This is a genomic window from Streptomyces nodosus (assembly GCF_008704995.1).
GTDB classification, from domain to species: Bacteria; Actinomycetota; Actinomycetes; order Streptomycetales; family Streptomycetaceae; genus Streptomyces; species Streptomyces nodosus.
Genome location: NZ_CP023747.1, coordinates 791,366 through 803,293 on the forward strand (window position 1 = coordinate 791,366; position 11,928 = coordinate 803,293).

Genomic DNA, 11,928 nt, shown 5'->3' on the forward strand with positions numbered 1-11,928 from the left:
TCTTCGACGACTTCTTCGACGACGTCGCGGTACAAGGACCGCACCTCCCGGCTCGGGGAAACGGCCTGTGGACGGGCCTATCGGCGACCGTCCGGCAGCAGAGGCCATCAGCACGGGATGTGCGGTCGAGGGCGAGCCTCATCGCCCACCTCCATGGTGCTCCGCGCCCCCCTGGTTCCGCCATCCGTGCGAGTTCCGCCATCCGTGCACATGGCGGCGGTGCCGGTTGCCGGGGCGCCGGAGAACGCGCGGGCAGGTCCGTCGTGCACGCCGCTCGTGTACGCCGCGCCCCGGGAGGGATCGTCGGATCACACTGGAGGTGCCGATGGGTCTCCGGCCGGGCCGGGGCAGCGAGCGGTGTATGCGGAGAGTGATGTGATGACCGAGGCTGTACAGGGCCGCATCGGCCGGCGGACCGCGTCCAGGACGCCCCGGCGCGGTGCGACGGCCCGGTGCCCATGTGCTCCGGGATCGGGGCCGGGGCGATGAACCACGCACGCTCCGGGGCCGGTCCCGATCTCTCCGGGGGACCCTCGAGGCTGCGCCTGCTGGCCGACATCAGCGTCGCCCTGGCCGGCAGCCTGGATCTCGACGCCGAGGACGCCCTGCGCCGGATGTCCCAGCGCCTGGTGCCGCAGTTCGCCGACGCCTGTGTGGTGGACCTCCTGGACGGGGACCGGGTGCGGCGCATCGCGGTCACGCACCGCGACCCGGACCGCGCCGTCCGCGCGCTGGCCGAGGGGCCGATGCCCGGGCTCGGGGACTCGGCCGACCCGCTGTCCCGGGTCCTGCGCGGTGCGGGTCCCATGACTCTCGAGGACCCGGCGCGCTCGCGGGAGCCGGGATCACTGGGTGCCGTCCAGCGGCGTCTGTACCGTGTGCTGGACGCCGGATGCGTTCTCGTGGTCCCGTTGCGGGCCCGCAGCGAGACCCTGGGGGCGCTCACCCTGATCCGCTCCCCCGGGGCGCCCTTCGAGGAGGAGGACCGGCAACTTGCCGCCGACCTCGGCCGCCGTGCCGGGCTGGCGGTGGAGAACGCCCGGCTGTACGCCTTCCAGCGCAACACCGCCGAACAGCTCCAGCGCTCCCTGCTGCCGAACCTGCGCGGCCTCCCGGGCCTCCAGTTGGCCGCCCGGTACGCCCCGGCCCGGGCGGGGGCCGAGGTCGGCGGGGACTGGTACGACGCCTTCGCGCTGCCCGACGGGTCGACCATGCTGGTGATCGGCGATGTCATGGGCCACGACCTCACGGCGGCGGTCCGCATGGGGCAGCTGCGCAACATGCTGCGGGCCCTGGCCTACGACAGCGGGGATCCCCCTGCCGGGGTGATGTGCCGGCTGGACCGCGTCATGCAGGGCATGACCTCCGTCGAGCTGGTGACGGCCGTCATCGCCCAGCTCCACGCCCCGACGGACGCCGGGCGCCCACTGTCCTGGACCAACGCCGGACACCCGCCGCCCCTGCTCATGCTGCCGGACGGCACCACCCGGCTGCTGGAGGACGGACACGCCCCGATCCTCGGTCTGGACCCGTGTCCCGCCAGGACGGACGCGAGGATCGTCGTGGAGCCCGGCGCCACCGTGCTGCTGTACACCGACGGGCTGATCGAGCGCCCCGGCGAGGACATCGGCCGTGGTCTGACCCGGCTGCGCCAGCATGCGGGCGCCCTGGCCTCCTCACCCCTGGACTCCTTCTGCGACAGCCTGCTGGTCCGGCTGCAGACCGGCTACCACGACGATGTCGCCGTGCTCGCCCTCAGGAACACCGACCCGGACAGGCCGGCCTGACGCCCCGGCGCGGGCGCGGGCCCCGTGCGGATGCCGGCCTCGCACCGGGTGTTGTCGTGCCGGGCGTCGCGACGGGGTGAACGGTGCCTGTCGGGGCCCCGGGACGCGCCCGGTCAGTCCCGCTGCGGCGTGTGCTCGCGCAGCGCCTCCTCGACCGCGTCCCGCACCCGGGCGTCCTCGCGCAGCGCCCGCCGCGCGCGGTTGCGGCGGGAGAGCAGGAACGCCCCGACGGCGGCGGCGATCAGGAGGACGAGGAACAGCAGCAGCGTCCAGGGAACGGCCCAGCCGTGTGCCGTGGCCTCGACGGGTTTGAGCGAGGTGGTGGAGCCCGAGGCGTCGGTGAGCAGCGGGGTGAGGGTCGTGGTCGCGGACAGGACGACGGCGGGCGCCACCCCGTGCACGGGGACCGTCACCTTCCAGCGCTCACCCGGCAGCAGTTCCGGCGGCGCGGCGATGGCGCCCGCCTCGGTGCGCAGCCATCCGAACGGGCCGGAGAGCGAGGCCTTCTGCTGGGCCGACAGGACGGTGTTGCCGGTGTTGTGGACGGTGTAGGTGACGGTCGCGTCGCCCTTGGCGAAGGGGTTGAACGAGCCGTCGTAGTCGACGTGCAGGTCCTCGACCGCGAGTTTCGGCTTGAGTTCACCGCTGACCCGGAGCTTGATCCGGATGCCGAGGCGCCGGTCCACATTGATGCCCTCGGCGTCGTCGGACTGCTTCAGGGAGGTGAGAATGCCGCCCACATGGTCACCGGGGGTGGCGTTGTCCGGGACGCTGATCGTGAAGGGGACCGTGACGGCCTTGCCGGGCCGGACCACGATGCTGTCGCGGTCCGCGTGGACCCAGGCGCCCACGGCGCGGGACTTCTTGTCCTTGGTGAGCAGGTCGAGCTGGCCCGCGTCGGTCGTGTAGCCGTCGGCGGCGTAGACGGCGAGGGTCAGCGGGGAGGTGCCACGGTTGGCGACGATCATGGCGTCCTTGATCTGTCCGCCGGGGTTGATGCCGTGGCTGAAGCTCGACCGCGCCGTGCCATAGGCGTTGGGGGCGGTCCGGACCGTCCAGGTGACGTCACCGTCGGCGGCCGCGACGGGGCCGGCGCACAGCCCGGTGAGCGCCAGGGCCGCGAGCAGGGCCAGGGCGACGGTACGGACGAGAGCGGCCGCGGTGGTGCTGCGGCGTGTCGGGGGCGCGTTCATCGGGGTCCTCGGGCGGTCTGGGGCGGGTGCGGAACGGGCGGCGGATACGGAGCCGAAGGAGCGGGGCGGAACGAACGGCGGGGGCGGGCGCCGGAAGGTGCCCACCCCCGCCGGTGAAACGGTTCTGCCGGTCAGCTGCTCAGCGCAGTGATCGTCAGGGTGGCGCGGTAGGCGCCCTTGTTGACGCTGCCCGGGATCTTCAGATCCAGGTCGGCGCCCAGCTTGGCCTTGCCCTTGGGGTGACCCTGGTCGGCCCAGCCCAGTCCGCGCGAGACGGACAGACCCGCGCCGTGGTCGTCGTAGCCGGAGGCCACCACCCCGCTGGCCTTGGCACCGGCGCCGTCCTCCAGGACGTTCGGCGTCCAGCCCAGGTAGGCACCGGAGAACGTCTTGTCGGCGTCCTTGAAGTCACCGACGCTGGCCGAGATCGACCAGGGAGCCAGCGACCGGCGGTTGTCGGAGACCAGGATCGGGTTGATCCGGCCGTCCGCCTGGAAGTAGTCGCCGTCGTGGTCCTTGGCGGTACCCAGGTCCACCAGGCCGTTGTAGCCGTCGATGGTCCAGCCGAACTCGCCCGCGGGCGCGTCCGGAACGTTGACCTGCAGCTGCTGACCGTCACCGTGGTACGGGTGCACCGTCACGTCGTCGATGACCGAGCCGACCGCACCGGAGGGGCTGGCCTCGCTGCGGACGTTCTTGACGACCAGCTGGTCGTTGCGGACCTCGACCTTGACGTAGGAGCGCTTGTTCTCCTGGTTCTCGGCCGAGTTGAACCAGTAGTTCTTCGGGTTCAACGGGTCCGCGCCCATGCCGGTACCGGTGGTACCGGAGTTGTCCGGGCTCGTGATGGCGTAGTACTTCGACCCGGAGGCCGAGTTGCCGGTCACGTAGACGACGCCGCCGGGGCCCGGGTAGACGTTGGCGGCACCGGGCTGCTCGTCCTTGTTCTGCTTCTCGCCGTTCTTCAGCACGTAGCTGCGCGAGTAGGCGTGGTCGTGGCCCGCCAGAACCAGGTCGATGCCGAGCTTGGAGAAGGTCTCCGGCAGGTCGCCACGACGCGACTTGAGGTCGGAGTCCTTGGCGTGGCTCGCCGGCGAGTACATGGCGTGGTGCATGTTGAGCACCTTCCACTTCGCCTCGGAGCCGTGCTTGTTGATGACGTCGGTGATGTACTTGATGTGGGCCGCGTCACCACCGTTGCCGTCGGCGGGGTTGGCGTAGCTGTTGCTGTTGATGTCGATGAACAGCACATCCTTGTAGATGTACCAGTAGTCGCCGCCCGACGTGTTGGAGGCCGGGTTGCCGTTCTGGTACAGCGACGCGGAGCGGTCCGTGTTCGGGGTGAACATGTGCTGCTCGTACGCCTTGCCACCGACGTCGTGGTTGCCGATGGTGGCGGCCCACGGGTACTGACGCAGCTTGTCGGGCGCCAGGAAGGCGTCCCACTGCGACTCGGTGTTGGCGGTCTCGACCTGGTCGCCACCCGACACCAGCAGTTCGGTGTTGGGGTTGGCCTTCAGGGCGACGTCCAGGGTGTCCTGCCAACCGGCCTGGTCCTGCGCGACATTGCCGGAGGAGCCGATCTGCGGGTCACCGAAGAACAGGAAGTCGTAGTCGCCTTCGAAGTCCTGCGTCTTGAAGGAGTACGCCGAGGACCAGTTGCCCTCGGAGCCGACGCGGTACGAGTACTGCGTGTGCTCCTTCAGGCCGGTCAGCGTCGCGTGGCGGTTGTAGCCGCCGCTGGTGGCGATGTTCTCGCCGCCGATCGCGTCGAAGGTGGCCGCGCCGGCCGGGAACTCCCCGTTGACCAGCTGCGCCGTGGGGGCGAGCTGGACCTTCTGGGCGGTGTCGGCCGAGGAGTACCAGGTCACCGTGCGCTGGGACTCGTTGGCGCCCACACCGAGGATGATGCCGGTGAGCGTCGAAGTCTCGGCGGCACCGGCGGGCGACGCGAGGCCGCCGCCCAGAGCCACGGTGAGGCCCAGGAATGCCGCGCCGGCCCCGGTGGCCACGCGACGCCGCACAGGCCCGCGGGCCTGTGAGGAGGGTCTGTCGTTCATCAGGTCTCGTTTCCCTTTGACGCACCGAAGTGCATGGAATGGAGAGCCACAAGTTCTCCTCACTCGGTTAACCGATCACCAATGCGTTGTTGGGACCAGCTGAACTTCCCAGGAGAGTTGAGACCTTCTCAGGACTCCAGCAGCCGCTGCACACACCACAACAGCCCCATCACGGACACACCGGCACAGATCACTCCCGAGACCCACAGTCCGGCCCTCGGCGCACGCCGGCGCACCAGGACCAGCAGGGGGAAGACCACGGCGATGATGCCCAGTTGCACCGCCTCGATGCCGACGTTGAACACCAACAGGGACCACAGCAGGGTCCATGACCACGCCGCGTCGATGCCCAGCGCACCCGCGAAGCCCAGTCCGTGCACCAGACCGAAACAGAACACGACCCCCAGCCGGACCCAGCCCGCCCGGTCCAGGCTGAAGTGACCGCGCCCCGCCGCGACGAGGTCGGTGGCATGGTCGCCGCGCCGCCAGATCCGCCACAGATACCAGCCCGCGACCACCGCGATGGACAGGGCGATCACTGGCTCCACCACTCTGCCGGGCACATCGACCACACCGAGAGCAGCCAGCATGAAGGTCACCGAGTGCGCCAGCGTGAAGCTGGTGGCCGCCAGCACGATCTCCCTGAGCCGCCGCGACCCCACGATGAGCGCCAGCAGGAAGAGGATGTGGTCGATCCCGGTCAGCAGATGCTCGGCTCCCAGACGGAAGAACTCCCAGAACCGCTCAAACCAGGACTGGCTGATCGAGAAGGACGGATGGGCGGCGTCCAGCGCCGCGCTGCCCGAGACGCCCTCCAGCTCATAGGTGACGATCGTCTTGGTGTCCCTCACATAGCCCTCGGTGCCGGGGAACAGCTCACTGCGCACCTCATGGCTGTCGCCCCGAGAGCAGTCCCAGTCCAGCGTCAGCACCGTGTAGGGCACGCCCTCCTGCCAGCCCATCGTGAAGTCCCCGGCCTGCGCCGGCTTGCACGGGGCGCCCTTCGACATCACCGAGAAGCGCTTGGTGACATAGCCGACAGCCGCCTTCCGGTGCGCGTCGAGTGCCGCCGCCTGTTCGTCCGCGTCGCCGTCCTCGAAGGCGGCGGTCCCCGCCTGGAACAGGGGATCGTCGCCCTCGGCGTCCGCGGCGGACACCACGAGCAAGTCGTACTCCAGCTCCAGCCTGGTCCGGATCTGGCCCCGTTCGCCGCCGGTGACATGAACATAGGCGGTCGAGGTGAACCCGTGGGCGGACGCGGGCTGCCCGACCCCCAGAAAAACAATCAGCGCCGCTGTGACGAGGACAACGGCGCGGCGAACGCGTGGTGACATGTGGCTCCTTCAGTCGCCACTGCACCGTGCAGGCCATGGATGAACACGTTCCGGCCCACCGGCGAACCATGGAATAACAAGCCCCGCCACCGCCCCCTCCCCCTCAACACCACGGCCACCGGGATTGCAAGATGAACGGGCACCACCCGCCATCGCCCCGAGGACGGCCACCTTGCGCTCCCCGCTCCGAGCCACCGCGACCTTCGCACTCGCCGCGGTCGCCGCGTTCGCCACCGGATGCAGTTCCAGTGACACCTGGTCGCAGCCGCATCCCGCCCCCTCCCCCGTCGGGACCCTCGGCGACGGCTTCACCGACCCCTCCGCCCCACCGACCCCCGAGGCCACCATCACACCGAGGCCCGGCTCCTGGGACGGCGTGCACCCCCCGAAGGACTACCGCGTGGTCCTGCTCTCCAGCGGCGACGACCGGCCTACCCGGACGCTGGTCACGGCCGTCGAGGACTGGGCCCGCACCGAACACGTGAGTCTCAGGACGGTCACCCCGGACACCCCCTCCGACCCGATCCCCGCCATCGTCCGTGCCCTGGACATGCATCCCGACCTGATCATCAGCGCGGGCGACGAGCTCATCGATTCCCTCGCCACCGTCTCCGCGAGCCATCTGTCGCAGCAGTTCCTCGTCCTCGGCGCCGAACTGGCCGAACCCACCCACAACGTCACGGCGGCCAACTGGCCCGGCGCGACCTTCCGGGGCGAGGACCTGGTCACCTCCACCGCCTACGACGCCCGTTCCTTCACGCCCCGACGCTGCGCCGAAGCCGTACGGGCGGGCACCGCGGCCGTCCTCAACGACCTCACCGGCATCGTCGTCCAGCTCGACGCACCCTGAATCCGGCGGGGGAACGGAACGGAACGCCGGGGCGATCCGCCGGGCTCTGCCCGGGTTTCCGCGCGCCCCTGAACCGCGCTCTTCGGTCAAAACGTCGCATCACGTTCATCCGCACGCCCGCTTGATCGCTTATTGATAACGGGTCTAGTCCATCGCGCGGGTTGAGTCCCGTGTCCCGCGCGACACCCGAAAGGAACGACCGTGGAACGCAGATCCCTGCTCGGCGCGACCGCCGGAGCCCTCGTGCTCGGTGGCCTCGCCCAGGTGCCCGCCGAGGCCGCACCGGCCGCCGGCGCCGGCGGGCTTGTCACCACGTTCAACGTCATCAGCGACATCCAGGGCGACCTCGGCGACTTCGCCTCGGCGCTCAAGGACATCAAGGCCACCAACCCGCACTCCTCGGGCATGGCCGTCGCGGGGGACATCACCCCGCGCGGATACGACTTCGAGTACGCCGAAGTGAAGAAGGTGCTGGACCAGGGGCCGAAGCCGCGCGAGATCGCCTGGGCCATCGGCAACCACGAGTTCTACGTCCCCAAGTGGGCCGACCCGGACACCCTCGCCCAGGACACCTGGCCCAACGGCACCACCGAGGAATCCCTCTTCCGCAGCTTCTACAACTTCGCCGAGCGCTCCACCATCTACGCGGAGACGACGTTCGGCGGCATCCCGGTCCTGACCATCGGCACCGAGCGCTACATGAAGTACCACGACAGCTCCCTGTGGGACGAAGTGTGGATCAGTGAGGCGCAGTTCCGGTGGCTGGAGGACCGCCTGCAGTACTGGACGCGGCACCGCAAGCCGGTCATGGTGATCACTCACCACCCGCTGCCCAACACCGTCTCCGGTACCCGCAGCAAGATCTATATGAGCGACTACCTCCAGCCCGACCGCCTGCTCGGCCTCCTCGGGCGGTACCGCGACGTGTTCCTCTTCAGCGGTCACACCCACTGGGACCTGACCCTGTCCGACTGGTATGTGCGCCGGGTCGTGCCGGGCACCGCCAACCTCGACGGCTTCTCGGTCGTCAACACCGGTGCGGTGCAGACCGGCTTCTCCGACAACGGGCAGGGCGGCGAGGTCACCGTCCCCGGACCCTTCAACCAGGGGCTCCAGGTGGATGTGTACCGCGACCGCGTCGTCATCAAGGCGCGTGACTTCGCGACCCGTAGCTGGATGAAGCAGATCTCCGTGCCGCTGTCCACGCGGATCTGACACCTGCCGCACAGCGCTCGGCAGGGCCCGTCGAGGCTGTCGGCCGCGGCCCGCTCGGGCACCGTCCTCGCGGCGGCGCCCGAGCGGACTGTGCGCTCTTCGCCCACCCGCCGCCGCGGGCCTGTCCGCGGAGGGCATTCACGGACACGAGGCGCTCAAGCGGTTCCGGTGACGGACTCCTGACGTACAGTCAGCGACATCGTGGTCTTGTGTCTCGACTTGGCCATCAGCATCAGCAGGCCGACCCCGGCCTCGCCCGGAGGGGTGAGGTCGCGCCTCGTGGCTGTCGGAGCGGGGTGCGACACTCTGTTCGTGTCCGCGGCAGCGACACCCTCTTCCTGGACCTGAACCCGGCCACTCATGGCCAAATCCATGCGTTCGTGCACGCCATCGCCCGGCCGAGGTATCTGGGCAACCATGTCTTCACGAAGGTCGCCGACGACTTCGACGCCTACCTCGACAGCCTGTTCATCGACCCCGACATGGCGGAGGACGTCTGGGCCGACGTCGCCGACAGCGCTCCCTCGGATCCTTGGCGAAGGACCATCGAGGAGTGGCTGGACAAGGAGCTGCCGGGCTGGCGCACTGAAACCTGGGCCACGTCCTGATCTTGAGGCGAGCGCCTCAAGCGCCTTCTGGTCCCCGGAGACTTCGCAGGGTCGCGTAGCCCAGGCAGTCCGTTCCGGCTCGCTCGGCCCAGCGCATCACCGTCTGAGGATTCACGCCCAGGGCGTCTGCCAGGACGGCCGGCGGGGCTTGGCTTCTCGCTGTGGTTCAGACCTCCGGCCCGGACGGCTGGACCGGCCGGTGGCGGTCGGCCTCGTCCCTGACCAGCAGTGAGAGCAGCGAGGCCACGGTCACCCCCGCCTCGGCCGGGTGACGCAGCAGCTTGCTCGGGTCGATCCGGTAGAGGTTGCTCCGCCCCTCCCGGGTGTGGGAGAGATAGCCGCCCCGCTCGAGGTCGGCGATGATCTTCTGCACCGCGCGTTCGGTGAGACGGCAGCGCGCCGCGATGTCGCGGATGCGGGCGTTGCGATTGTCCGCGATGACGGCGAGCACACGGGCATGGTTGGTCAGAAACGTCCATCCATTGTGCGGCTCGAGCACTCCATCCATGGCCGAATCCTAGGACATCTCATTCACGTATACAAAAACACGAACCAAATTTCCGGTACTGCTTGACGTGTCACTCCGACCGGGGCGAACCTGAAGACACGGCTACGGACGAGTTTCCACGGAGAGGGCAGTCATGCCGGAGCCCGCACACGACGTACACAGCACCACCCGCGGCCTGGTGGTCGATGCCCGGCCCGAGGGCGACCGAGTGGCCGTGACGGTCACCGGCACAGTCGGTCTGGACGAGGACCAGACACTCGAGCGCGCCCTGCGGCACGCCGTCAGCGACTCGGTCGCCGGCATCGACCTCGACCTCAGCGGGGTGACCCACTGCGACGGATCCGCTCTCAGTGTGCTGCTCAGCACCCGGCGCCGCGCCCTGGCCCAGCGGAAGACGATCACCCTGGTCGCCACGAGCCCCATGGCCCAGCAGCTGCTGAACGCCACCGGCACGAGGGGGCTGTTCCCCGGCCGCTCCGGCCGCTCGGGGGCGAGCCGCCCGCCCACGGGAACGCGGGTGCCGGGCGAGGACACCGACACCGAGCTGAGCACCGAGGTCGTCCAGCTCCGACGCGCCATGCAGACCAGGCCCGACATCGACATGGCCCGCGGGGTCCTCATGGCCTCCTTCGGCCTGAGCCGGGACCAGGCGTGGACGGTACTGGTGACGACCTCCCAGAACTCCAACACCAAGCTGCACCGAGTGGCTCGGGACGTGGTGACCGCCGTGACCGGGGAGCCGCTCTCCGGCCCGCTGCGGCGGCATCTGACGGCCGCCGTCGCCCGGGTCGGCGCTCCGGAACCGGCCGACGGCCGCCGGGGCTCATCCGCCACCGCTGCCGCCGCTGCCGAACGATCCGCTTGAACCGCTCTCCCCGCGCCGACGGTTTCGGTTCCCGCTCCGCCTGCTCGCGGAGTGCCGGAGTTGGTGGGGTGTGAGCCGCTCGCTCTCGCCCTCGGCCCGGGGCCCCTCGTCCGGTTCACGGACCTGCCGGGTCTCCTCCCCTGCCGCCCGGAGCAACCGACGACGGCCACGCGAGGCCAGCCGGTCGTCCGGACCGCCGGTCACCAGTACATCCGCGCGGGCCTCTGCCCGGGCAGGCGCCCCGGAGACAATCACCCGAGGGGGAGCGCGGGGTGTCCGCGCTCCCCCTCGGGATGGTCAGGGTGTTGTCAGCTGCCGGTGGCCTCCTGCCAGGCGCTGACATAGCTCTTGAGGTTGGTGTCGATGTCGTTCCAGTCCGGGGTGAAGATCTCGACCCCGTCGAGGATCTTCTTGAGGTTCGTGGCGTTCTCACCCGTGGCCGTGACATCGGTGCGGACCGGGAAGCCGCCGGCGACGGTGGCCGCCTCCTGCTGCACCTGCGAGGAGAGCAGGAAGTCGAGGAACTTCTTGGCGTTGGCCGAGTGCGGGGCGTTCTTCGCCAGTCCCGCCGCGTAGGGCAGGGCGAAGGTGGTCCTCTTGCCGCTGCTGTCGGCGGGGAAGAAGATGCCCTGGTTGGGCATGGAGGCCATGTCGGCGTAGTTCATCTGCACATCGCCGTTGGCGACCAGCAGCTCGCCCTTGTCGACCTTCGGGGCCAGCTGGCCGGTGGAGGAGGACGGGCCGACGTTGTTCTGCTGGAGCTTGCCCAGGAACTCGGTGGCGGGCTTGATGCCACCGAAGTCGTGCATCGCCTTGATCAGCACGGCGGTGCCGTCACCGGCCACACCCGGGGTGGAGTACTGGAGCTTGTTCTTGAACTTCGCGTCCAGCAGGTCGTTCCAGGTCTTCGGCGGGGAGCTGAGCTGCTTGGTGTTGTAGATGAAGCAGAGGTAGTTGTTGATGACCGAGGTCCAGTCGCCGTTCGGGGCCTTGTCCGACGCCGCGACCTTGTCCCAGCCCGCGGGCTTGTAGGACGTCAGCAGGCCCTTGCTCGCGGCCTGCTGGATGAAGGGCGGGAGGGTGACGACGACATCGGCCTGCGTGTTGGACTTCTCGCGGACCATGCGCTGGACCATTTCGCCGGAGCCGCCCTCGACGTAGTTGACCTTGATGCCGGTCCGGGCGGTGAAGTCCTTGAACACCTTGTCGTAGAAACCGCTGCCGTCGTCGGCCTTGAGACCGTCGGCGCTGTAGACGGTGATCTCCTTGGCGTCGCTCTTCGCGGAGGAGCCCGAACCACCGCAGGCGGCGAGCGATCCGGACAGGGCGAGGGCACCGATGACGGCGGCGATCGGCTTGAGACGTGCGTGCATGGCGTGTGATCTCTCCTGGGAGCTGCGCGGCGCACGACGGCGCCGCACGGGGCGAGTTCTGAGGGGGCGGAACAAGAGGGGCAAGAGGGGATCGAGAGAGGAGCAGGGGTGGGAGGGGGATGTGGATCAGGGGGG

At 69.6% G+C, this 11,928-nt stretch carries 11 protein-coding genes and 1 riboswitch; of the genes, 5 read left to right on the plus strand and 6 right to left on the minus strand.

All coding sequences use genetic code 11. From position 1 onward, the window contains the following. Window positions 1–91: 91 nt before the first annotated feature. A riboswitch (Fluoride riboswitch) is annotated at window positions 92–155 on the minus strand. Between the two features lie 330 nt (window positions 156–485). Continuing rightward, a complete protein-coding gene (locus tag CP978_RS03555; protein ID WP_043448069.1) occupies window positions 486–1,787 on the plus strand; it encodes a PP2C family protein-serine/threonine phosphatase in 1,302 nt (433 codons plus the stop codon). 113 nt (window positions 1,788–1,900) lie between these two features. Here the strand turns inward: CP978_RS03555 and CP978_RS03560 are convergent, their stop codons facing one another. The 3 genes from CP978_RS03560 to CP978_RS03570 all read right to left on the minus strand — a co-directional run bounded on the left by CP978_RS03560 (window position 1,901) and on the right by CP978_RS03570 (window position 6,374). Continuing rightward, window positions 1,901–2,980, minus strand: coding sequence for a WxL protein peptidoglycan domain-containing protein (locus CP978_RS03560; RefSeq protein ID WP_043437445.1), 1,080 nt, complete (start codon window positions 2,978–2,980; stop codon window positions 1,901–1,903). A 131-nt stretch (window positions 2,981–3,111) separates the two neighbouring features. Continuing rightward, window positions 3,112–5,040, minus strand: a complete 1,929-nt coding sequence (locus tag CP978_RS03565; protein WP_043437447.1) for a purple acid phosphatase family protein — start codon at window positions 5,038–5,040, stop codon at window positions 3,112–3,114. 128 nt (window positions 5,041–5,168) lie between these two features. Beyond that, window positions 5,169–6,374 (minus strand): HupE/UreJ family protein, encoded by a 1,206-nt coding sequence (locus CP978_RS03570; RefSeq protein WP_043437449.1) that lies wholly within the window; start codon window positions 6,372–6,374, stop codon window positions 5,169–5,171. Window positions 6,375–6,546: 172 nt separating this feature from the next. Here CP978_RS03570 and CP978_RS03575 point away from each other — a divergent pair, with 172 nt between their 5' ends. The 3 genes from CP978_RS03575 (at window position 6,547) to CP978_RS03590 (ending at window position 9,047) form a co-directional block, all read left to right on the plus strand. Further along, the gene (locus CP978_RS03575; RefSeq protein ID WP_043437451.1) at window positions 6,547–7,224 is read left to right on the plus strand and encodes a type 1 periplasmic-binding domain-containing protein; all 678 of its coding nucleotides are present in this window, start codon (window positions 6,547–6,549) and stop codon (window positions 7,222–7,224) included. A gap of 201 nt (window positions 7,225–7,425) precedes the next feature. Beyond that, window positions 7,426–8,439, plus strand: a complete 1,014-nt coding sequence (locus tag CP978_RS03580) for a metallophosphoesterase family protein (protein ID WP_043437453.1) — start codon at window positions 7,426–7,428, stop codon at window positions 8,437–8,439. A gap of 296 nt (window positions 8,440–8,735) precedes the next feature. Then, entirely contained in the window at window positions 8,736–9,047 is a 312-nt protein-coding gene (locus CP978_RS03590) for a hypothetical protein (protein WP_174498602.1), read from the plus strand. A gap of 166 nt (window positions 9,048–9,213) precedes the next feature. Here the strand turns inward: CP978_RS03590 and CP978_RS03595 are convergent, their stop codons facing one another. Next, complete coding sequence (locus tag CP978_RS03595) at window positions 9,214–9,555, minus strand: helix-turn-helix transcriptional regulator (protein ID WP_043437456.1); 342 nt, start codon at window positions 9,553–9,555, stop codon at window positions 9,214–9,216. A 133-nt stretch (window positions 9,556–9,688) separates the two neighbouring features. Between CP978_RS03595 and CP978_RS03600 the strand changes: the two genes are divergently transcribed. After that, window positions 9,689–10,420: an ANTAR domain-containing protein gene (locus CP978_RS03600; RefSeq protein ID WP_052453997.1), complete on the plus strand. Its 732-nt coding sequence runs from the start codon at window positions 9,689–9,691 to the stop codon at window positions 10,418–10,420. Here the strand turns inward: CP978_RS03600 and CP978_RS35490 are convergent. Then, window positions 10,379–10,675, minus strand: coding sequence for a DUF6479 family protein (locus CP978_RS35490; protein ID WP_311775004.1), 297 nt, complete (start codon window positions 10,673–10,675; stop codon window positions 10,379–10,381). The genes CP978_RS03600 and CP978_RS35490 overlap by 42 nt on opposite strands. A gap of 53 nt (window positions 10,676–10,728) precedes the next feature. Beyond that, complete coding sequence (locus CP978_RS03605) at window positions 10,729–11,793, minus strand: 2-aminoethylphosphonate ABC transporter substrate-binding protein (RefSeq protein WP_043437458.1); 1,065 nt, start codon at window positions 11,791–11,793, stop codon at window positions 10,729–10,731. Between the last annotated feature and the right edge of the window lie 135 nt (window positions 11,794–11,928).